The organism is Micromonospora sp. D75 (assembly GCF_018070405.1).
GTDB lineage: Bacteria > Actinomycetota > Actinomycetes > Mycobacteriales > Micromonosporaceae > Micromonospora > Micromonospora chalcea.
In genome coordinates this window covers 1-20,687 of the sequence record NZ_JAGPXV010000026.1, presented here as the reverse complement: position 1 = coordinate 20,687, position 20,687 = coordinate 1, and the positions used below count along the sequence as shown (strand labels likewise).

Annotated in this window: 17 protein-coding genes and 1 pseudogene; 15 read left to right on the top strand and 3 right to left on the bottom strand. The window is 73.4% G+C overall.

All coding sequences use genetic code 11. The features are described from left to right. Nucleotides 1–787: aminotransferase class V-fold PLP-dependent enzyme (locus KBX39_RS03225; protein WP_210869103.1), on the top strand; the 787-nt coding region annotated here is incomplete at its 5' end. Nucleotides 788–808: 21 nt separating this feature from the next. Here the strand turns inward: KBX39_RS03225 and KBX39_RS03220 are convergent. Continuing rightward, entirely contained in the window at nucleotides 809–1,981 is a 1,173-nt protein-coding gene (locus KBX39_RS03220; RefSeq protein WP_043324984.1) for an acyl-CoA dehydrogenase family protein, read from the bottom strand. Between the two features lie 87 nt (nucleotides 1,982–2,068). Between KBX39_RS03220 and KBX39_RS03215 the strand changes: the two genes are divergently transcribed. The 6 genes and pseudogenes from KBX39_RS03215 to KBX39_RS03190 all read left to right on the top strand — a co-directional run bounded on the left by KBX39_RS03215 (nucleotide 2,069) and on the right by KBX39_RS03190 (nucleotide 8,330). Further along, nucleotides 2,069–2,722 carry a TetR/AcrR family transcriptional regulator gene (locus KBX39_RS03215; protein WP_043324983.1) on the top strand — a complete coding sequence of 218 codons (654 nt, stop codon included), beginning with the start codon at nucleotides 2,069–2,071 and terminating at the stop codon, nucleotides 2,720–2,722. A gap of 48 nt (nucleotides 2,723–2,770) precedes the next feature. After that, nucleotides 2,771–4,213: pseudogene (locus tag KBX39_RS03210) on the top strand (aldehyde dehydrogenase family protein). Continuing rightward, the gene (locus tag KBX39_RS03205) at nucleotides 4,210–5,286 is read left to right on the top strand and encodes a zinc-binding dehydrogenase (RefSeq protein WP_312245860.1); all 1,077 of its coding nucleotides are present in this window, start codon (nucleotides 4,210–4,212) and stop codon (nucleotides 5,284–5,286) included. Before KBX39_RS03210 ends, KBX39_RS03205 begins: the two are co-directional and overlap by 4 nt. Before the next feature lie 89 nt (nucleotides 5,287–5,375). After that, entirely contained in the window at nucleotides 5,376–6,011 is a 636-nt protein-coding gene (locus tag KBX39_RS03200) for a transcriptional regulator (RefSeq protein WP_223201133.1), read from the top strand. A gap of 133 nt (nucleotides 6,012–6,144) precedes the next feature. Continuing rightward, nucleotides 6,145–7,713, top strand: a complete 1,569-nt coding sequence (locus KBX39_RS03195) for an MFS transporter (protein ID WP_210869101.1) — start codon at nucleotides 6,145–6,147, stop codon at nucleotides 7,711–7,713. Between the two features lie 11 nt (nucleotides 7,714–7,724). Next, nucleotides 7,725–8,330, top strand: a complete 606-nt coding sequence (locus KBX39_RS03190; RefSeq protein WP_030502541.1) for a TetR/AcrR family transcriptional regulator — start codon at nucleotides 7,725–7,727, stop codon at nucleotides 8,328–8,330. A 25-nt stretch (nucleotides 8,331–8,355) separates the two neighbouring features. Here KBX39_RS03190 and KBX39_RS03185 read toward each other — a convergent pair whose 3' ends face one another. Then, nucleotides 8,356–10,275 (bottom strand): helix-turn-helix domain-containing protein, encoded by a 1,920-nt coding sequence (locus KBX39_RS03185; RefSeq protein ID WP_069087661.1) that lies wholly within the window; start codon nucleotides 10,273–10,275, stop codon nucleotides 8,356–8,358. Between the two features lie 14 nt (nucleotides 10,276–10,289). Further along, nucleotides 10,290–11,072, bottom strand: coding sequence for a 3-hydroxybutyrate dehydrogenase (locus tag KBX39_RS03180; RefSeq protein WP_030502539.1), 783 nt, complete (start codon nucleotides 11,070–11,072; stop codon nucleotides 10,290–10,292). 184 nt (nucleotides 11,073–11,256) lie between these two features. Between KBX39_RS03180 and ruvC the strand changes: the two genes are divergently transcribed. From ruvC to KBX39_RS03140, 8 genes are all read left to right on the top strand, one after another. Continuing rightward, on the top strand, nucleotides 11,257–11,784 hold the full coding sequence (gene ruvC / locus KBX39_RS03175; RefSeq protein WP_030502538.1) for a crossover junction endodeoxyribonuclease RuvC: 528 nt from the start codon (nucleotides 11,257–11,259) through the stop codon (nucleotides 11,782–11,784). Beyond that, complete coding sequence (gene ruvA / locus KBX39_RS03170) at nucleotides 11,781–12,383, top strand: Holliday junction branch migration protein RuvA (RefSeq protein WP_043324978.1); 603 nt, start codon at nucleotides 11,781–11,783, stop codon at nucleotides 12,381–12,383. Before ruvC ends, ruvA begins: the two co-directional genes overlap by 4 nt. Further along, nucleotides 12,380–13,444: a Holliday junction branch migration DNA helicase RuvB gene (gene ruvB / locus KBX39_RS03165; protein WP_064448528.1), complete on the top strand. Its 1,065-nt coding sequence runs from the start codon at nucleotides 12,380–12,382 to the stop codon at nucleotides 13,442–13,444. Before ruvA ends, ruvB begins: the two co-directional genes overlap by 4 nt. A gap of 140 nt (nucleotides 13,445–13,584) precedes the next feature. After that, nucleotides 13,585–13,929 (top strand): preprotein translocase subunit YajC, encoded by a 345-nt coding sequence (yajC, locus tag KBX39_RS03160; protein ID WP_036343450.1) that lies wholly within the window; start codon nucleotides 13,585–13,587, stop codon nucleotides 13,927–13,929. A 223-nt stretch (nucleotides 13,930–14,152) separates the two neighbouring features. Then, nucleotides 14,153–16,060: a protein translocase subunit SecD gene (gene secD / locus KBX39_RS03155; RefSeq protein WP_176722758.1), complete on the top strand. Its 1,908-nt coding sequence runs from the start codon at nucleotides 14,153–14,155 to the stop codon at nucleotides 16,058–16,060. Nucleotide 16,061: 1 nt separating this feature from the next. Beyond that, a complete protein-coding gene (secF, locus tag KBX39_RS03150; RefSeq protein WP_043324975.1) occupies nucleotides 16,062–17,255 on the top strand; it encodes a protein translocase subunit SecF in 1,194 nt (397 codons plus the stop codon). Nucleotides 17,256–17,353: 98 nt separating this feature from the next. Next, nucleotides 17,354–17,920, top strand: a complete 567-nt coding sequence (locus KBX39_RS03145) for an adenine phosphoribosyltransferase (protein WP_043324974.1) — start codon at nucleotides 17,354–17,356, stop codon at nucleotides 17,918–17,920. A gap of 251 nt (nucleotides 17,921–18,171) precedes the next feature. Then, on the top strand, nucleotides 18,172–20,619 hold the full coding sequence (locus KBX39_RS03140; protein ID WP_176722760.1) for a bifunctional (p)ppGpp synthetase/guanosine-3',5'-bis(diphosphate) 3'-pyrophosphohydrolase: 2,448 nt from the start codon (nucleotides 18,172–18,174) through the stop codon (nucleotides 20,617–20,619). Nucleotides 20,620–20,687: the final 68 nt, after the last annotated feature.

The following is a 20,687-nucleotide window of genomic DNA, read 5'->3' as shown; positions in this document are numbered from 1 at the left end:
GATCGCGGCGAGCCTGCCGGAGGGTGCGACTGTGGTGGTGCCCGAGAGCGAGTTCACCTCGATCCTGTTCCCCTGGCTCGTCCAGCAGGAGCGCGGGGTGCGGGTCCGCACCGTGCCGCTGGCCGGCCTGGTCGACGCGATCGACGCCGGCACCGACCTGGTGGCGTTCAGCGTGGTGCAGTCCGCCGACGGCGTCGTGGCCCCGTACGACGAGATCGTCGCGGCGGCCCGGGCGCACGGCGCCGTCGTGGTGGTCGACGCCACGCAGGCGTGCGGGTGGCTGCCGTTCGCCGCGGACCGGGCGGACGCGGTGGTGGTCGGGGCGTACAAGTGGTTGATGGCGCCGCGCGGCGCGGCCTTCGCCTACCTGGCGCCGGAGCTGCGCGAGCGGATTCGCCCGGACGCGGCCGGGTGGTTCGCGGGCAAGGACCCGCACGCCTCCTACTACGGACTGCCGCTGCGCCTGGCCGACGACGCCCGGCGCTTCGACATCTCCCCGTCCTGGCTGTGCTACGTCGGGGCCGCGCCCGCGCTGGAGCTGCTCGCCGACCTCGATCCGGAGGAGGTGCGCGCGTACGACGTGGGGCTGGCCAACCGGTTCCTGACCGGGCTGGGCCGCCCGCCCGGCGACAGCGCGATCGTCTCCGTGGACGTGCCGGACGCGCAGGAACGGCTGGCCCGCGCCGGGGTGCGCGCGGCGGTCCGGGCGGGCCGGGTCCGCGCCTCGTTCCACCTGTACACGACCGAGGAGGACGTGGACCGGGCGGTCGAGGCGCTGACCGGCTGACCGCTGCGGTCGGGTGACAGCTCAGGCCAGGTGCCCGCCGATCTTCGTGTAGCCGCGCAGCAGGTCCCGGGAGATGATCAGCCGCTGCATCTCGTCGGTGCCCTCGAAGATCCGGTACAGCCGGACCTGCCGGTACCAGCGTTCGATCGGCAGCTCGCGGGTGTAGCCCATGCCGCCGTGGATCTGCAGCGCGCGGTCCACCACCCGGTTGACCATGCCGGCGCCGTAGAGCTTGCCCATCGAGGAGGCGTGCCGGGGGTCGAGGCCCTGGTCGACCGTCCAGGCCGAGCGCAGGATCAGCCAGCGGGCCGCCTCCAGTTCGGTCTCCGAGTCGGCGATCATCCACTGGATGGCCTGGTTGGTGGCGATCGGCGCGCCGAACGTCTCCCGCGTGTTGGCGTGGTCGATCGCCATCTGGAGGACTCGTTCGGCGATGCCGACGGCGTGCGACGGGATGGTGTAGCGGCCCTTGCCGATCCACTCCATGCCGAGCGTGAAGCCCTGCCCGATCTCGCCGAGGATGTTGCGGTGCGGCACCCGTACGCCGTCGAAGATCAGCGAGGCCGGGCCGCCCTCGCCCATGGTCTGGATGAACTCCGAGCGCCAGCCCATCGCGCGGTCCACCAGGAAGGCGGTGGCGCCGCCGCGGCGGGCGCCCTTCTCCGGGTCGGTCACGGCGACCACGATGGCGAAGTCGGCGTCGTTGCCGTTGGTGATGAACGTCTTCTCGCCGTCGAGGATCCAGTCGTCGCCGTCGCGGCGGGCGCGCAGCTTGATGTTCGCCGCGTCGGAGCCCGCGCCGGGCTCGGTGATGGCGAAGCAGGAGATCCGTTCCCCCTCGATGGTGGGGATGAGGAACTCGCGCTTCTGCTCCTCGGTGGCGTGGAACAGGATGTTGTCGGCTTCGCCGCCGAAGCGGAACGGCACGAAGGTGCGGCCCAGCTCGGTCCAGATCAGCGACTGCATGACCGCCGGCAGCGCCATGCCGCCGTACTCCTCCGGGGTGGCCAGCCCCCAGAAGCCGAACTTCTTCGCCTTGAGCTGCAGTTCGCGCAGCTCGGAGCGGTCGAGGCCGGGCTGGTGGGCGCGCTCGCGGCGCAGCACCTCCGCCTCCAGCGGCATCACCTCGCGGGTGACGAACGTGCGAACGGTGTCCCGGATCGCGCGTTCCTCGTCGGACAGTGCGAAGTCCACGGTTCCCCCTCAGGTCGACTGGCTATAAACTAGCGCTGGAAGTTTTCCCGCGTCCAGACCCGATGTCGAAAGGAGGATGATGATCAGGTGCCCCGACCCCGACAGGCCCTGCTCACCCGCGACCGGATCGTCGAGACCGCGCTGGCGCTGATCGACGCCGACGGGCTGGACGCGCTCTCCACCCGGCGGCTCGCCGCCGCGCTGGGCGTACGCGGCCCCTCGCTCTACAACCACTTCGCCACCAAGGAGGAGATCCTCGACGCGGTGGCCGACGGCGTCGCGGCGACCGTGGACATCGGCGTCTTCGACGAGTACGAGTGGCTCGACGCGCTCGGCCGCTGGGCGCGCTCGTACCGGGCCGCGCTGGCCGCGCATCCGAACATCGTGCCGTACCTGGCGCAGGGGCCGGGCCGCCGTCCGGCCGCGCTCGCCATGGCCGACGCGGTCTACGGCGCGCTGGTCCGGGCCGGCTGGCCGCCCGCGCGGGCCACCCACATCGGCGCCGCGATGCGCTACTTCGTGGCCGGGTCCGCGCTCGGCTCGTTCGCCCGCGGCTTCGTCGAGGACCCCTCGCTCTACGCCGCGCACCCGCACCTCAACCAGGCGCACCGCCTCGCCGGCCACCAGCGCAGCGTGGACGAGGGGGCGTTCGCGCTCGGCCTGGACGCGCTGCTGCACGGCCTCGCCGCCGAGTACGCGGCCACCGTCGCCCCGCTGGAACGGGTCGGCGGTCCGGAGTAGCGTCCAAACTCCCACCGCTAGTTTCCACCGCCGCCCCCGAAGGACGCCATGGATCTCGCCGCCGCCCCGCCCGCCCTGCTGACGCGCCGCCACCTGCACATCGCCGGTGACTGGGCCGACCCGTCGTCGGACGACACCGTCCCGGTGGAGAACCCGGCCACCGCGAGCATCATCGGCGAGGTGCCGGCCGGTACGCCGGCCGACGTGGACCGCGCGGTCGCCGCCGCCCGCGCCGCGTTCCCCGGCTGGGCCGCAACCGCCCCCGAGCAGCGGGCCGCGCACCTGGACCGGCTGCACACCGCGCTCGCCGCGCGCGCCGACGAGATCGCCCGCACCGTGGCCACCGAGCTGGGCACCCCGCTCAAGCTCGCCACCCGAGTCCAGGCCGGGCTGCCGCTCAAAGAGCTGCGGAGCATGTTCGACCTGGCCGCCCGCCCGGCCGCCGAGCACCCGGTCGGCAACTCGCTCGTCGTCCGCGAGCCGGTCGGCGTGGTCGGCGCGATCACCCCGTGGAACTACCCGCTGCACCAGGTGGTCGCGAAGGTCGCGCCCGCGCTCGCCGCCGGGTGCACAGTGGTGCTCAAGCCCAGCGAGTTGACGCCGCTCACCGCGTACCTGTTGTTCGACGCGATCACCGACGCCGGCCTGCCGCCCGGCGTGGTGAACCTGGTGCCCGGCACCGGCCCGGTGGTCGGCGAGGCGCTGGCCGCGCACCCCGACGTCGACCTGGTCTCGTTCACCGGCTCCACCGCCACCGGCCGGCGCATCGCCCACCTGGCCGCCGTGCGGATCGCCCGGGTGTCGCTGTAACTCGGCGGCAAGTCCGCGAACATCGTCCTGGCCGACGCCGATCTGCCCACCGCGGTCAAGGTCGGCGTCGGCAACGCGCTGCTCAACTCCGGGCAGACCTGCACCGCCTGGACCCGGATGCTCGTACACCGCGACCGCTACGACGAGGCCCTGGACCTGGTCGCGGCGGCGGTGGCCGGCTACCGGCTCGGCGACCCCTTCGACCCGGCCACCCGGCTGGGCCCGCTCGCCTCCGCCGCGCAGGCCCGGCGGGTACGCGACCACGTGGACCGGGCGCTCGCCGACGGCGCCCGGCTCGTCGCCGGCGGACCGGACGCGCCGCTGCCGCCGCAGGGGCACTTCGTCGCGCCCACCGTCTTCGCCGACGTGCACCCGGACAGCGCGCTCGCCCAGGAGGAGGTGTTCGGCCCGGTGCTCGCGGTGATCCCGTTCGCCGACACCGACGAGGCGGTCGCCATCGCCAACAACTCCCGGTACGGGCTGGCCGGCGCGGTCTGGTCCGCCGACTCCGACGCGGCGCTGGCGGTGGCCCGGCGGATGCGTACCGGTCAGGTGGACGTCAACGGCGGCGCGTTCAACCCGCTCGCCCCGTTCGGCGGCTACAAGCAGTCCGGCCTGGGCCGGGAACTGGGCGCGTACGGCGTGGAGGAGTTCACCGAGCTGAAGGCGATCCAGCGGTGAGGGCGCTGGTGGTACGCGGCCGGGGCGAGACCTCGGCGGTCGAGGAGGTACGCCTGCCCGCCCCCGGCCCGGGCGAGCTGCGGGTACGCATCCGCGCCGCCGGCATCTGCCACTCCGACCTGGCCATGGTGGACGGCACGCTGGCGCCCGCGTACCCGCTGGTGCTGGGTCATGAGGCGACCGGCGTGGTGGCCGAGGCCGGGCCGGACACGACGATCGCGGTCGGCACGCCAGTGGTGCTCAACTGGGCGCCGGCCTGCCGGGACTGCTGGCACTGCCGGCACGGTGAGCCGTGGCTCTGCGCGGCCAATCCCAACCCGTCGACACCCCGGGGTGAGACGGCCGCCGGTGAGCCCCTCGCGGTCACGCTCGGGCTCGGCGCGCTCGCCGAGGAGGTGGTGGTGCCGCAGCGCGCGGCCGTACCGGTGCCGGCCGGGCTGCCGCCGGAGCAGGCCGCCGTGCTGGGCTGCGCGGTGCTCACCGGCGTCGGCGCGGTCCGCAACACCGCGCGGGTCGCGCCCGGCGAGTCGGTAGCGGTGATCGGGCTCGGCGGGGTGGGCCTGGCCGTGCTGACCGCTGCGCGGCGGGCCGGCGCGTCGCCGATCCTCGCCGTGGACGTGGTGGAGGCGAAGCGGGACCTGGCGCTCGCGGCCGGGGCCACCGACTTCCTGCGCTCCGACGACACGCTGGGCAAGCAGATCCGGGCGCGCACCGACGGGCGCGGCGTGGACCACGCCTTCGAGTGCGTCGGCCGGTCCGCCACCATCCGCGCCGCCTGGCGGGCGACGCGGCGCGGGGGAGCGGTCACCGTGGTCGGCATGGGCGGCAAGGACGACATGCTCAGCCTCTCCGCGCTGGACATCTTCCACTCCGCCCGCACGCTGCGCTCCTCGGTGTACGGCTCGACCGACCCGGATCGGGAGGTGCCGGAGCTGGCCGCCGCGCTCGCCGCCGGTGATCTTGACCTCGGCCCGCTGGTGAGCGGCACGGTGCCGCTGGCGGAGGCGCCCGACGCACTCTCGCGGCTGTCCCGTGGCGAGGGCGCCCGCTGGGTGGTGACCTTCCCGGACTGACCGGCGGCGGCCGGATCCGCCATCGGCGCATCCGGATCGGCCGGTGCGAGCGAACCCCTGGGTAGGAGAGCTACCCGGGGGTACGTCCGTTGCTGACCGAGAACATGCCGGCCGGGGCCGCCGAGACGGCCCGCAAACGGCTGACCGCCGCCGCCGAGGACCTGGACGACAACCAGGTCGCCGGGCTGCTGCTCGACCTGGCCGCCGAGGCCGGCGTGGTGCCCGCCTGGGAACAGGTCTGCCTGCCGCTGCTGGGCTCGCTGCGCGGCGACAGCGCCGCCGAGATCGCGATGGAGCACGCCCTCTCCGAGGGGCTGCGGGTCGGGCTGGACGTGTTCGGCCGCGAGCCGACCCGGCCGCTGCCCGCCCAGGGTGTGCTGCTGGCCGGCGCCGAGCACGAGACGCACTGCCTCGGGCTGCACGCGCTCGCCGCGGCGCTGCGCGAGCGCGGGCGCGGCGCGCTGCACCTCGGCCCGGCCCTGCCCTGGTCGGCGCTTGCCAGCGCGGCGGCGCGGGTCCGTCCGCGGGTGGTGGTGGTCTGGTCGCAGACCCCGGTGACCGGCCGCGCGTACCGCCTGGTCCGGCTGCGGCGGGACCTGCCGGGGGTACGGGTGCTCGCCGCCGGCCCGGGTTGGATCGAGCCGTTCCCGCCCACCTCGGCCGTGCCGCAGCGCCTCACCACGCTCGGCGAGGCCACGCTGGCCTGCCTGCGTAGCGCCGCCTGACGCCGAGAAGTGACCTGGCACACATTCGATACGAACCGGTTCCGTATCGAAATCCTCGCGCCTACGCTCGTCACCGTTACGAGTCTGACCCGTATCGTATTTCGACGCGGGGGAGCCGGGGGGAGAACCTGCAGTGGAAGCACACGGGAACACCGGACACCCGAGGAGGTGGGCGATCCTCGGGGTGCTGGTGATCAGCCTCCTCGTGGTCGTCCTCGACAACACCATCCTCAACGTCGCGCTGCGCACCCTCGCCGACCCGGTGCACGGCCTCGGCGCCACCCAGGGCGAGCTGGAATGGGCGATCAACTCCTACACGCTCGTCTTCGCCGGGCTGCTGTTCACCTTCGGCGTGCTCGGTGACCGGCTCGGCCGCCGCCGCTTCCTGATCCTGGGCCTGGCGCTGTTCGGGCTGGCCTCGCTGCTGTCCGCGTACGCGCAGGACCCGGCCCAGCTCATCGCGGCCCGCGCGCTCATGGGCGTCGGCGGCGCGGCCATCATGCCGGTGACGCTCTCGATCATCTCCAACGTCTTCGACCCGCGCGAGCGGGCGAAGGCGATCGGCGTCTGGGCCGGCGCGGTCGGCCTCGGCGTGGCGATCGGCCCGGTGCTCGGCGGCGCGCTGCTGGAGCGCTTCTGGTGGGGCTCGGTCTTCCTGATCAACGTGCCGGTGGTGGCGCTCGGCGTGGTGCTGGTCGCGGCCCTGGTGCCGGAGTCCCGCGACCCGAAGCCCGGCCGGGTCGACGTGCCCGGAGTGCTGCTGTCGGTGGTCGGCCTGGTCGCGCTCACGTACGGCATCATCGACGGCGGCGAGCACGGCTTCGACCGGCCGCAGGTGTGGGTAGCGGTGCTGGGCGGTCTCGCGGTGCTCGGCTGGTTCATCGCCCACGAGCTGCGCAGCGACCACCCGTCGCTGGACGTACGGCTGTTCCGGGTGCCCCGCTTCGCCGCCCCGGTGGCGCTGGTCGGGCTGGTCTTCTTCGCCGCCATGGGCGTGATGTTCTTCGGCGCGTTCTACCTGCAGCTGGTCCGCGGCTACAGCCCGCTGGAGAGCGGCCTGCTGTTCCTGCCGTTCGCGGTGGCCCAGCTGATCTTCGCCCCGCGCAGCGCGGCGATGGTCCGCCGCTACGGCGGCCGGTCGGTGGCGGCGGTCGGACTGCTGCTCACCGCCACCGCGCTGGGCGCGTTCGTCTTCATCGACGCGGACACCCCGATCTGGATCTTCTCGGCGCTCGGCTTCCTCCAGGGCGCCGGCATGGCCAACATCATGCCCCCGGCCACCGAGTCGATCATGTCGTCGCTGCCCCGGGAGAAGGCCGGTGTCGGGTCGGCGGTCAGCAACACCGTGCGGCAGGTCGCCGGCGCGCTCGGCGTGGCGGTGCTCGGCTCGGTGCTCTCCGCCGTCTACCGCGACCAGGTCGCCCCGGCGGTGGCCGCCCTGCCCGCGCCGGTACGCGACGCGGCCCGCGAGTCGGTCTCCGGGGCGTACGCGGTCGCCGACCGGCTCGGCCCGGCCGCGCCGCGACTCATCGACGCGGCGAACGACTCCTTCGTCTCGGCCATGCACTGGGCCGCCGGCGTCTCGGCGGTGGTGGCCGCGCTCGGCCTCGTCATCGTGCTGCGCTGGATGCCCGGCCGGCCGGTCGCCGCCGCCGGTGGTGCGACCCCCGCCACGGACCGGGAGCTGGCCGGGGCCGCGTAGGTTCGTGGACAATGTCTGACATGACTTCCACGGCGGATGCTCCGCGGTCGCCCGGACGACCGCGGAGCACCCGCGCGGACGAGGCGATCGTGGACGCCACACTCGACCTGCTGGCCGAGGGCAACAGCGTCGAGTCGCTGAGCATCGAGGCGATCGCGGCCCGCGCCGGAGTCGGCAAGGCCACCATCTACCGCCGCTGGCCGGGTAAGGACGCGCTGCTGCTGGACGCGCTGCGCACGCTCAAGGGGCCCGCGCCGCACTGCGCCGGCCGTTCCGTCCGCGACGACCTGGTGCTGCTCGTCGGCGCCGTCGGTCAGCACGCCGACCCCCGGGCCCGCAAGATCATGCCGTGCCTGGTGCCCGAGGTGAACCGCAGCTCGGCCCACCGGCAGGCGTACGAGGCGATCGTCGAGCCGCGCCGCGAGGCGTTGCGCGAGGTGCTGCGCCGCGCGATCGAGCGCGGCGAACTCCGCGCCGACATCGACATCGAGGTGACCATGGCGCTGCTCACCGCGCCGATGCTCACCCAGCGGATGCTGCACTGGCACGCCGGGGACGAGCGGGTGGTGCCCGAGCGGATCGTGGACACCGTCCTGGACGGCCTGCGCGTCCGCTGAGACCGGGTCGCCGTGCCCGGCCCGCTCAGCGGGCGGGCGTGCGCAGGCGGTGCAGGCGCAGCGCGAGCTGCACCTCCAGCGCCCGATCCGGGCGCTGCCAGTCCGCGCCGAGCAGTTGCCCGACCCGTTCCAGCCGCTGGGTGACCGTGTTCACGTGCACGTGCAGCTGCTCGGCGGCCCGGGCCAGGCTGCCGCCCACCCCGAAGTACGCCTCCAGCGTCTTGACCAGCGCCGTGCCCCGCCGGGCGTCGTAGTCCACCACCGGACCCACTGTCGCGGTGAGGAATCCGGCCACGTCTCGGTCCCCGGCGTCGCCCACCGCGCCCAGCAGCAGCCCGACGAAGCCCAGCTCGGCGGTGCTCGCCCCCTGCCCGGCCCGGCCCAGCGCGCCCAGCGCGGACAGGCAGCGCTCCGCCTCGGCGAACGTGACTGCGAGCGACGCCGGCCCGGTCGAGGGGCCGCTCGCCCCCGCCGTCACCGGCCGCCCGGTCACCCGCGACAGGTCCCGGGCCACCGCCCGGGCCGCGCCGCCCGCGTCCCGGCCCGGCAGCATCAGCACCACCCGCCCGTCGCGCGCCGCCGCCAGGCCGCCCCGGGTCGAGGCGTACGTGGTGGCCCAGGACAGCACCCGCTGCCGGGCCGAGCCGGTCTCGGCGAACGCGTCGTCGCCGACCGCCACCAGCACGTGCGGCGCGTCCAGGTCCACCCCGATGCGGCGGGCCCGCGCGCGCAGCGCGTCCGCGTCGCGCAGCGGCCGGGCGATCAGGTCGTCCAGCAGCTCGCCGCGCACGCGCCCCTCCGCCTCGGCCACCGTGCGGCGGAACAGCAGCAGCAACGCGGTCACCAGCGCGGCCCGCTCCAGGATGCGCTGGTCGGCGTCGACCAGCTCGTCGTCCGGGCGCAGCACCAGCGCGCCCAGGTTCTCCGCGCCGGCCACCACCGCGGCGTACCAGAGCGGACCCCGGCGCACGCTGCGTCCCTCGGTACGCGACGCGGCGACCGCCTCCACGATGTCCGCCCGGTCCGGCTCCTCGATCTCGCCGACCCGGGCCAGCCGCCGGCCCTCGGCATCAAGCGCCAGCAGCGCGCCGCCGAGAACCTCGGTGACCGCCGCGGCCACGTCCTCCATCCCGCCGCCGCGCACCACCAGCGCGGTCATCCGGTCGTGCGCGGCGGCGGCGCGCTCCACCGAGCTGCTGTGCGCCCGGATCGTGCTGTTCGCCGCCGACAGCTCGGCCAGCGCCGCCCGCGTCTCGGCCAGCAGCCGCGCGGTGTCGATCGCCACCGCCGCGTGCGCCGCCAGCGACACCAGCAGCGAAACCTCCTCCCGGGCGAACGGCCGGGCCGAGCGGTTCGCCGCGTACAGCACGCCGATCACGCTGGAGCCCAGCCGCAGCGGCACGCCCAGGATGGCCACCAGGCCCTCCTCGCCCACCCCGCCGTCGATCTCCCCGGTGTGCCGGAACCGCTCGTCCTCCTGGTAGTTCGAGGTGACGTACGGCGTGCCGGTCTGCGCCACCAGGCCGCCCAGGCCGTCACCCAGCTCCAGCCGCAGCCGCTGGAACCGGGCCGAGATCGAGCCGTCGGTCACCCGCATGTACGTGTCGCCGCGCTCCTCGTCGTTGAGCGTCATGTACGCCACGTCGGTGCCGAGCAGGATCCGCGCCCGGTGCACGATCGCGTGCAGCACGTCGTCCAGGTCGCGCAGCCCGGCCAGGTCGCTCGCGGTGTCGTAGAGGCCGGACAGCTCGGTCTCCCGGCGCCGCCGCCGGGCCAGCAGCGCCCGTACCCGCAGCGCCACCACCTTCGCCTGCTCCAGCTCGGCCAGCCGGTCGGCGGGCAGCCCGGCGGCGCGCGCGGCCACCAGCGGACCCTCGAACTCGACCGCGGCGGCCTCGCGCGCCAGCAACTCCAGGAACTCGACCGGCGACGACATGACCGACATTGTGCGGGGCGCCACTAGTTCGCCGTCCAGCCCCCGTCGAGGGCGATCGAGGCGCCGGTGAGGAACGCGGCCGGCGGGGAGCACAGGTACGCCAGCAGCTCGGCCACCTCCTCCGGCTCGATCAGCCGCTTGATCGCCGCCCGGGCCAGCATGATCTTCTCGACCACCTCGTCCTCGCCGATGCCGTGCGTGGCCGCCTGGTCGGCGATCTGGCTCTCCACCAGCGCGGTCCGCACGTACGCCGGGTTGATGCAGTTGGCGGTGACGCCGTGCGCGGCGCCCTCCAGCGCGACCACCTTGGACAGGCCCTCCAGCGCGTGCTTGGCCGAGACGTACGCGGCCTTGAACGGCGAGGCGCGCAGCCCGTGCACCGAGGAGATGTTGACGATCCGGCCCCAGCCGTTCGCGTACATCCGGGGCAGCGCCCGGCGCACGAGCAGGAACGGCGCCTCGACCATCACCCGCTGGATGTACTCGAAGCGCTCGACCGGGAAGTCCTGCACCGGCGAGACGTGCTGCAGGCCGGCGTTGTTGACCACGATGTCGGCGTCGACGTCGAGGCGGTCCACCGCCGCCGGGTCGGCGAGGTCGATCCCGACCGCCCGGCCACCGGCCTCGGCGGCCACCGCCCCGGCCGCCGCCTCGTCGCGGTCCAGCACCACCACTGTCGCGCCGGCCGCCGCCAGGCGCAGGGCGCAGGCGCGTCCGATGCCGCTGCCGCCGCCGGTGACCAGCGCGGTACGGCCGGTCAGGTCGACGTGTACGACGTGGGGGACCACCACGGGTTCTGCCGTCATGGCGCATGAACGTACGAGCCGGGTGCCCCCTGGCACATGGGGCGGCGACACATACTCCACCGCCCGGGTGTGTGGTGCGCCGCGTCACCGGCCGCGTCCGGCGTGTCCGGCCGACCCGCCGTCGGCGGGCACCAGTAGGGTGTGTCGAACACACGTACTGCTGGCGGCTCGGGGAGGAGGCGGCGTGCGCGTGCTGGGCGTCGACCCGGGGCTGACCCGGTGCGGGGTCGGCGTGGTCGAGGGCGTGCCGGGCCGCCCCTGCACGCTCGTGGCCTACTACGTGGTCTACACCGACCCGGCCGACGACCTGCCGCTGCGCCTGCTGCACCTGGACCGCTCGCTCACCGACCTGGTCGCCGAGCACCGCCCGGACGCGGTCGCCGTGGAGCGCGTGTTCAGCCAGCACAACGTCCGCACCGTGATGGGCACCGCGCAGGCCAGCGGCGTCGCGGTGCTCGCCGGGGCCCGGGCCGGGCTGCCGGTGACGACGTACACGCCGAGCGAGGTGAAGGCGGCGGTGACCGGCTCCGGCCAGGCCGACAAGGCGCAGATGACGGCGATGGTCACCCGGCTGCTGCGGCTGCCCGAGCCGCCGAAACCGGCCGACGCCGCCGACGCGCTGGCGCTGGCCATCTGTCACGTGTGGCGCGGCGGCACCCGGTCCAAGCTGGCCGAGGCCGCGCAGCGGGCCCGACGAGGAGGGACGCGATGATCGCGAGCGTACGCGGCACGGTGACCGCCACCGGCCCGGATCACGCGGTGGTGGAGGTGGGCGGCATCGGCCTGGCCGTGCAGTGCGCCCCCGGCACGATCGCCGAGCTGCGCGTGGGCCAGCCGGCCCGGCTGGCGACCAGCCTGGTCGTCCGGGAGGACTCGCTCACCCTCTACGGCTTCGCCGACGACGACGCAAAGCAGCTGTTCGAGCTGCTCCAGACCGCCAGCGGGGTCGGTCCCCGGCTGGCCCAGGCGGTGCTCGCCGTGCACACGCCGGATGCGGTCCGCAAGGCCATCGCCAACGCCGACACCGCGGCGCTGACCCGGGTGCCGGGCATCGGCAAGAAGGGCGCCGAGCGGCTGGTGCTGGAGTTGCGCGACCGGATCGGCCCGGTGCCGGTGGGCGCCGACGGCGCGGCCGGGGTGACCGCCGGCGCCTGGCCGGAGCAGGTCCGCCAGGCCCTCGTCGGGCTGGGCTGGACGGCCGCCCAGGCCGAGCAGGCGGTGGCCGCGGTGGCGGAGACCGTGGACGGTGAGACGCCGCCGGTGCCGGTCCTGCTCAAGCAGGCGATCCGCCTCCTGGGCCGGACCCGATGAGCGGGGAGAACCTGGTCTCGGCGTACGTCGACGACGCCGAGCGGGACGCGGAGGCGAGCGTCCGGCCGAAGCGGCTGGCCGAGTTCATCGCCCAGGACCGCGTCCGGGACCAGCTCGACCTGCTGCTGCAGGGGGCGATGCGGCGTGGCTCGCCGCCGGACCACATCCTGCTGTCCGGTCCGCCCGGCCTGGGCAAGACCAGCCTGGCCAACATCGTCGCCGCCGAGCTGGGCGCGGGGATCCGGGTGACCAGCGGCCCGGCCATCGAGCGCTCCGGCGACCTGGCCGCGATCCTGACCAGCCTCGCCGAGGGCGACGTGCTGTTCATCGACGAGATCCACCGGATCGCCAAGCCGGCCGAGGAACTGCTCTACAGCGCCATGGAGGACTTCCGCGTCGACGTGGTGGTCGGCAAGGGCCCGGGCGCGACGGCCATCCCACTCGACGTGGAGCCGTTCACGCTGGTCGGCGCCACCACCCGGTCCGGCCTGCTGACCGGGCCGATGCGCGACCGCTTCGGCTTCGTCGCGCACCTCGACTTCTACGCCCCGGCCGACCTGGAGACGCTGCTGCACCGGTCGGCCCGGATCCTCGGCGTGCCGATCACCGCTGACGGCGCGGCCGAGATCGCCGGCCGGTCCCGCGGCACCCCGCGTATCGCCAACCGGCTGCTGCGCCGGGTGCGCGACTACGCCGAGGTGCGGGCCGACGGCGTGGTCACGCTGGAGACCGCCCGGGCCGCGCTGACCGTCTACGACGTGGACGCGCTCGGCCTGGACCGGCTCGACCGGGCGGTGCTGACCGCGCTCGTCGACTCGTTCCGGGGCGGCCCGGTGGGCCTGTCCACGCTGGCGGTCGCGGTGGGGGAGCAGCCGGACACGGTCGAGGAGGTCTGCGAGCCGTTCCTGGTGCGGGCCGGCCTGCTGGCGCGTACGCCGCGGGGGCGGGTGGCGACGGAGGCCGCTTGGCGGCATCTGGGCCGCAACCCGCCGAATGGTACATTTGGTGCGGATACCTCTTCGGGGCCCGATCTCTTCTCGGTGCAGACCGACCAGCCGTGATCCGTTCGTGATCTGTGCCGCATTCGGTCTTCTCAGGAGCAGGGACTAGACTTCGCCGCGGTTTGTACAGGACGTGAGAATCCGCTTCCGCTGCGGCGCCCTCCGGCGCCGGGACGGAGGCCAACCGGAAGGTCTACACCGTGCTTTACGCAGCAGCGAGTGGCGGGGGAGCCGGCGGTCTGACGCCGATCCTGATGATCGCTCTGCTCTTCGTCGTCATGTACTTCATGATGATCCGACCGCAGCAGAAGCGCCGCCGCGAGGCCGAGCAGATGCAGTCCGCCCTGGCCCCGGGCGACGAGGTGGTCACCATCGGCGGCCTGCACGGCACTGTCACCGCGGTCGAGGACGAGACCGTCCTGCTGGAGGTGGCCCCGGGGGTGCAGACCCGGTATGCCCGCCCCGCCGTGGCCCGCGTGATCAAGCGCGCCGAGGCGCCGGCCGCCGAGACGATCAGCGAGGAAGCCGAGCCGGTCAAGGAGTGACTGCCGCCCCGGACGGGGCAGCGGAATCATCGGTACAAGTGGATAGTTGGGGTCGGCGCCCGGCGCCGGCACCCGGCCAGGCCGTGCGGCGCCCCCGCGCCGTGCCCCGGTCGGCGTGCCGTCGGCCGGTGCCGATCCGCCGGAGCAGTCGGGCGGACACCCCCGGCCCGACAGTTGTCGCCGCCGCGGAAGCGGCGCGACCGTACAGGGAGACAGGACAGCCGTGGCACCACCTCAGGGACAGATGCGGCCCGGACGGCAGCTCGCCGTGCTCGGGCTCATCTTCGTCGTCCTCTATCTTTTGGTGTTCTTCTCGGGCGGCGCCAGCGGTGGCTGGAAGGACCGGCTGGAGCCCCGGCTCGGCCTGGACCTCGTCGGCGGCACCCGGCTGACGCTCGAGGCCACAAACACCGTGGACGGCAAGCCGCCGACCGCCGGCAACCTCGAGGAGGCGCGCCAGATCATCGAGAGCCGGGTCAACGCCTACGGCGTGGCCGAGGCCGAGGTGGTCACCGAGGGCAACCGCAACATCGTCATCTCCCTGCCCGGCCAGAACCGGGACCTGACCGACGTGGGCAGCGCCGCCGAGCTGCGCTTCCGCAAGGTCCTCAAGGCCACCGACGGCAGCGGCGCCGCCGCCGCGCCCGCGCCGACCCCGAGCGTCGCTCCGTCCGGTACCGCCAGCCCGGCGCCGTCGGGCAGCGCGTCGCCGCAGGCGACCACGAGCCCCAAGGTCAGCGGGTCGCCGAGCGCCGGCGGACAGGGCGGCATGGCCCCGAACCCGAGCGCCAGCGCCTCGGCCACCCCGTCGGCCTCGCCGAGCGCCGCGTCCCCCAGCGCCAGCGCCAGCGCCGAGCCGGTGCCGCAGAGCATCGAGCAGCAGCGCAAGGCCGTCGAGCAGAAGGTCGGCGCGGCCGCCTGGGCCGCCGCCTCGGGCCTGCAGGCCCCGGCCGACCTCACCACCGACCCGACGCTCGCCGACAAGCTCAAGCCGTTCGGCACGCTCACTCCGCAGGAGGTCGCGGTCCTGCCGGTCGAGATGCAGTTCAACGTCCCGACCATCACCTGCGCCCAGCTCGACAAGCGCCCGGCCGCCTCGATCAAGGACGAGAAGCAGAAGGCGGTCGCCTGCGAGTCCGGCGCGAAATACCTCCTCGACGTGGCGAAGGTGCTCGGCACCGACGTCAAGAACGCCTCCGCCCAGCTCGACCAGACCAGCTCCTGGGTGGTCAGCCTCAACTTCACCGGCAAGGGCCAGGAGAAGTGGACCGCGCTGACCCGCGAGGCGTTCAACAACGAGGGCCAGGCCTGCGACCAGACCGCGCTCGGTCAGGACGGCAAGTGCCGGGTCGCCGTGGTCCTGGACAACGAGATCGTCTCGTCCCCGGAGATCCAGGGCGTGCTGACCGGTGACTCGCAGATCACCGGCAGCTTCGACAACAAGACCGCGAACGCGCTCGCCAGCCAGCTCCGCTACGGCGCGCTGCCGGTCACGTTCGAGCCGCAGGAGCAGCAGAACGTCACCGCGACGCTCGGCGACAGCCACCTCAAGGCGGGTCTGCTGGCCGCCGGCATCGGCATGCTGCTGGTCATCATCTACTCGTTCTTCTACTACCGGCTGCTCGGCTCGGTCATCTTCCTGAGCCTGGTGCTCTCCGCGCTGCTGGTCTTCGGCGCGCTCGTGGTGCTCGGCCGTTCGATCGGCTTCACGCTCACGCTCGCCGGCATCGCCGGCATGATCGTCTCACTGGGCGTCGCGGCGGACTCGTTCGTCATCTACTTCGAACGATTGAAGGACGAGATCCGGGAGGGCCGCAGCCCACGCAGCGCGGTGCCGCGCGCCTGGATCCGGGCCCGCCGGACGATCATCTCGGCGAACGCGATCACGCTGATGTCGGCGGTGGTGCTCTACATCGTGTCGGTCGGCGCGGTGAAGGGCTTCGCCTTCGCGCTCGGCCTGGCGACAGTGCTCGACCTGGTCGTCGTGTTCCTCTTCCGCCACCCGATCATGACGATGTTCGCCCGCACCCGGGCGTTCCTGTCGCCGCGGGTCAGCGGTCTGGGCCGGGCTCTGCCGGCCCGGTCGGCCGAGTCGGGCACCGCCCGCAACCCGCGTGTCAAGGAGGCCTGAGATGGCTAAGAACGGTCTGGCCGCCCGGCTCTACCGGGGCGAGGCGGATCTCAACATCGTCGGCCGCCGCAACCTATGGTTCGGCGTGGCGGGCGTCCTCGTCCTGATCGCGGTGCTCAGCTTCGCGATCAGCGGCTTCAAGCTCGGCATCGAGTTCGCCGGCGGCAACACGTTCCAGGTGCCGGCCAGCGTCGGCACGCTGGACCGGGCCGAGCAGACCGTCGACGAAGTGCTGGCCGACGAGGCGCCCGGCGTCGAGGTGGTGAGCGCGCAGAAGGTCGGCAGCACCAGCGGCGAGTTCTACGAGATGCGCACCGGGCAGCTCAGCGCCGAGCAGGCCAACGCGGCCAAGGCCGCGATGGCGGAGGAGTTCGGCATCCAGGCCGACCAGATCAGCGGCAGCCAGGTCTCCGAGGCGTGGGGCAGCCAGGTCACCTCCCGCGCCTTCCTCGGTCTGCTGATCTTCATCGCGGTGGTGTCGATCTACCTGGTGCTGCGCTTCGAGTGGCGGATGGCGGTCGCGGCGATCACCTCGCTGCTGACCAACCTGGTCCTCACCGCCGGCATCTACTCGCTGGTCGGCTTCGAGGTCACCCCGTCGACGATCATCGGCTTCCTCACGATCCTGGGCTTCGCGCTCTACGACGTGGTGGTGGTCTTCGACAAGGTGCAGGAGAACACACGCGGCATCACCGCGAACAACAACGTCACCTACGGCGAGGCGTCCAACCTGGCGCTCAACCAGAGCCTCATGCGGTCGCTGAACACCTCGGTGGTGGCGCTGCTGCCGGTCGGCGGCCTGCTCTTCATCGGCGCCGGCCTGCTCGGCGCGGGCACGCTGAAGGACCTCGGCCTGGTGCTGTTCGTCGGTATGGCGGTGGCGTTCCTGACCTCGATCGTGCTGGCCACCCCGCTGTTGGTGCTGCTGAAGAACATGGACCCGCGGATCAGCGCGCACAACAAGCGGGTGCTGTCCCGCCGGGCCGCGCTGGCCCGGGGCGAGATCACCCCGAAGGGCGCCTCGCGCGCCGCCCCGGCTGCCGACGCCGACGCGCCGATCGACCCGGAGGCCGCCGCGCTCGCGGGCGCCGCCCCCAAGGTCGGCGCCCGCCCGGCCGGCAAGCGTCCCAGCGGCGCCCGCGGCGGCCGACCCGCCGGGGGTGGCGGCAACCGGCCCGGCGGCAAGCGCCGCTGAACCACGGGCCCGGACGTAGTCGCGACGACGGCGTCCGTCATGCTGATGTCACGGCATGACGGACGCCGTCGTCGTTTCGAGAGGACATGGGACGCACTGTGACGGAGACCCACACCACGGGCGTACGCGGAGACAGCGGCCCGGAGGTCGCCCAGCTCGTCGCCAGCCGGTTGCTGGACGTGCCGGACTTCCCCAAGCCGGGTGTCGTGTTCAAGGATCTGATGCCGCTGTTCGCCGACGGTACGGCGTTCCGTGAGGTGATCGACGGCATCATCGCGTACCACGGGCGCGACTCGTTCGACGCCGTCGCCGGCATCGAGGCGCGTGGGTTCGTGCTCGCCGCGGCCGTCGCGTACGCCACCGGGGTCGGCGTGGTGCCGGTGCGCAAGGCCGGCAAGCTGCCCCGGGCCACGCACTCCGCCTCCTACGCGCTGGAGTACGGCGAGGCGACGCTGGAGGTGCACCAGGACGCCTTCACCGCCGGCCACCGCGTGCTGGTGCTCGACGACGTGCTCGCCACCGGCGGCACCGCCGAGGCGACGCTGGACCTGGTGGAGCGGGCCGGTGGCACGGTGACCGGGTTCACCGTGCTGCTGGAGCTGGGCTTCCTGGAAGGCCGCAAGCGGCTCGCGCCGCGTCCGGTCCACGCCCTGTTGACCGTTTGACCCGGCCCCGGCCGTCGGGCCGGTCGGCGCCGACCGTCCGGGGGAGCGGTGGCGTACCCTGCGTACGGGTAGCATTGCGCTTTGCCCGACCCGGCCGAGGTGTCCGGGGCGGCGAAGGCGCCGGGGCCCGGCCCCGGTGACCGCGCGGAACAACACCGGCCCCCGGGCCGGTTGAACCAGACGTCGGCCGAACGGCCGGCGCATCCCGGCGAGCGGTGAGGAGGCCGGTGTCCCACGATGTCGTCCCTCCGGTGGAGGGCACGGTGCACCCGACAGGCGACGCGGACGGCTCGGTGACCGAGCGCAGCGGCAACCCGCAGGCCCGGGCGACCGGCGCCACCGGCGGCGCGCCCGACGCGACGGCCGACGGCGGGGCGGTCGTGGTGCCGTTCCCGACCGAGGCTGCCGCCGACGCGGCGACCAGCGGCGGGTTCGCGCTCTCCAACGCGCCCACCGGCCGGCGGGTACGCGCCCGGCTGGCCCGGTTCAACGCGCCCTGGCAGACATCGCAGGTCAGTGAGGTGCTGGAGCCGCTGATCGCGACGCACCGGGAGAACCACCCCAAGGCCGACGCGCGGCTGCTGCAGCGCGCCTTCGACACGGCCGCGCGGTGGCATTCGGGGCAGTACCGCAAGTCCGGCGACCCCTACATCACGCACCCGCTCGCGGTGGCGACCATCCTGGCGAACCTGGGCATGGACACCACCACGCTGGTCGCGGCGCTGCTGCACGACACCATCGAGGACACCGAATACACGCTCGACGCGATGCGCGCCGACTTCGGCGGCGAGGTCGCGCTGCTCGTCGACGGCGTCACCAAGCTCGACAAGGTCAAGCTCGGCGACGCGGCCAAGGCCGAGACCATCCGCAAGATGGTCGTCGCGATGGCGAAGGACCCCCGGGTCCTGGTGATCAAGCTGGCCGACCGGCTGCACAACATGCGGACCCTGACCTTCCTGCCGCGCCCCAAGCAGGAGCAGAAGGCCAAGGAGACGCTGGAGATCCTGGCGCCGCTGGCGCACCGCCTCGGTATGAACACGATCAAGTGGGAGCTGGAGGATCTCGCCTTCGGCACGCTGTTCCCGAAGCGGTTCGAGGAGATCAACCGGCTGATCGGGGAGCACCAGCCGCAGCGCGAGGCGCTGCTGCGCCAGGTGACCCAGAAGGTGTCCACCGACCTGAAGGCCGCCAAGATCAAGGCGGAGACGACCGGGCGGCCCAAGCACCTCTACTCGATCTACCAGAAGATGATCGTGCGGGGGCGCGACTTCAACGACATCTACGACCTGGTGGGTGTGCGGATCCTGGTCGACACGGTGCGCGACTGCTACGCGGCGCTGGGAGTCATCCACGCCAACTGGCAGCCGGTGCCGGGCCGGTTCAAGGACTACATCGCCATGCCCAAGTTCAACATGTACCAGTCGCTGCACACGACTGTCATCGGGCCCACCGGCAAGCCGGTGGAGATGCAGATCCGCACGTACGCGATGCACCGCACGGCCGAGTTCGGCATCGCCGCGCACTGGAAGTACAAGGAGCACAAGGGCACGCCGGTGGTGGGCCCGCCGGCGCACATCGACGAGATGACCTGGCTGCGGCAGCTGCTGGACTGGCAGCGCGAGGCGGCGGACCCGAGCGAGTTCCTGGACGCGCTGCGGTTCGACCTGTCCAGCCAGGAGGTGTACGTCTTCACCCCCAAGGGCGACGTCATCCCGCTGCCGACCGGGTCGACGCCGGTGGACTTCGCGTACGCGGTGCACACCGAGGTCGGGCACAAGTGCATCGGCGCGCGGGTGAACGGCAAGCTGGTGCCGCTGGAGTCGACGCTCTCCAACGGCGACGTGATCGAGATCTTCACGTCGAAGTCCGACACGGCCGGCCCCACCCAGGACTGGCTCGGCTTCGTGAAGAGCCCGCGCGCGCGTACGAAGATCCGCCAGTACTTCAACAAGGAGCGGCGCGAGGAGGCGATCGAGGCCGGCAAGGACGCGATCGTCAAGGCGATGCGCAAGCAGGGCATGCCGCTGCAGCGGATGCTCACCTCGGACGCGCTGATGGCGATCGCGCGGGACCTGCACCTCGCCGACGTGGCCTCGCTGTACGCGGCGGTCGGCGACAGCCAGGTCTCCGCGCAGTCGGTCGTGCAGAAGCTGATGGCCTCCTACGGCGGCGAGGAGGGCGCGGCGGAGGACATCGCCGAGACCGCCGTCGCCACCCGGCCGCCGCGCAGCCGGCAGAGCAGCGCCGACCCCGGCGTGGTGGTCCGCGGCGTCAGCGACGTCTGGATCAAGCTGGCCCGCTGCTGCACGCCGGTGCCGCCGGACTCGGTGTTCGGTTTCGTCACCCGCTCCGGCGGGGTCAGCGTGCACCGGGACGACTGCGCCAACGCCGAGGACCTGCGCGCCCAGCCCGAGCGGGTGGTCGAGGTCAGCTGGAAGCTCACCTCGGCGTCCACGTTCCTGGTCGCCATCCAGGTCGAGGCGCTGGATCGGCACAAGCTGCTCGCCGACGTGACCCGGGTGCTGTCCGAGGAGCGGGTGAACATCCTCTCCGCGACCGTCACCACCACGCGGGACCGGGTGGCGGTGAGCCGGTTCAGCTTCGAGATGGCCGACCCGAAGCACCTGGGCCACCTGCTGGCCGCGGTCCGCAAGGTCGACGGCGTGTTCGACGCGTACCGGGTCACCTCCGGGGCCTGAGCCACCACGTACGCGAAAGCGCCCGCCGGCTGCGATCAGCCGGCGGGCGCTTCGTCGTCGTACCGGTG

Bases quoted from the DNA above. Each gene is read 5' to 3' on its own strand.
- KBX39_RS03190 (WP_030502541.1), top strand. From the start codon at position 7,725: ATGTCTGACATGACTTCCACGGCGGATGCTCCGCGGTCGCCCGGACGA.
- KBX39_RS03185 (WP_069087661.1), bottom strand. From the start codon at position 10,275: ATGTCGGTCATGTCGTCGCCGGTCGAGTTCCTGGAGTTGCTGGCGCGC.
- secF (WP_043324975.1), top strand. From the start codon at position 16,062: ATGGCTAAGAACGGTCTGGCCGCCCGGCTCTACCGGGGCGAGGCGGAT.
- ruvA (WP_043324978.1), top strand. From the start codon at position 11,781: ATGATCGCGAGCGTACGCGGCACGGTGACCGCCACCGGCCCGGATCAC.
- KBX39_RS03180 (WP_030502539.1), bottom strand. From the start codon at position 11,072: ATGACGGCAGAACCCGTGGTGGTCCCCCACGTCGTACACGTCGACCTG.
- ruvB (WP_064448528.1), top strand. From the start codon at position 12,380: ATGAGCGGGGAGAACCTGGTCTCGGCGTACGTCGACGACGCCGAGCGG.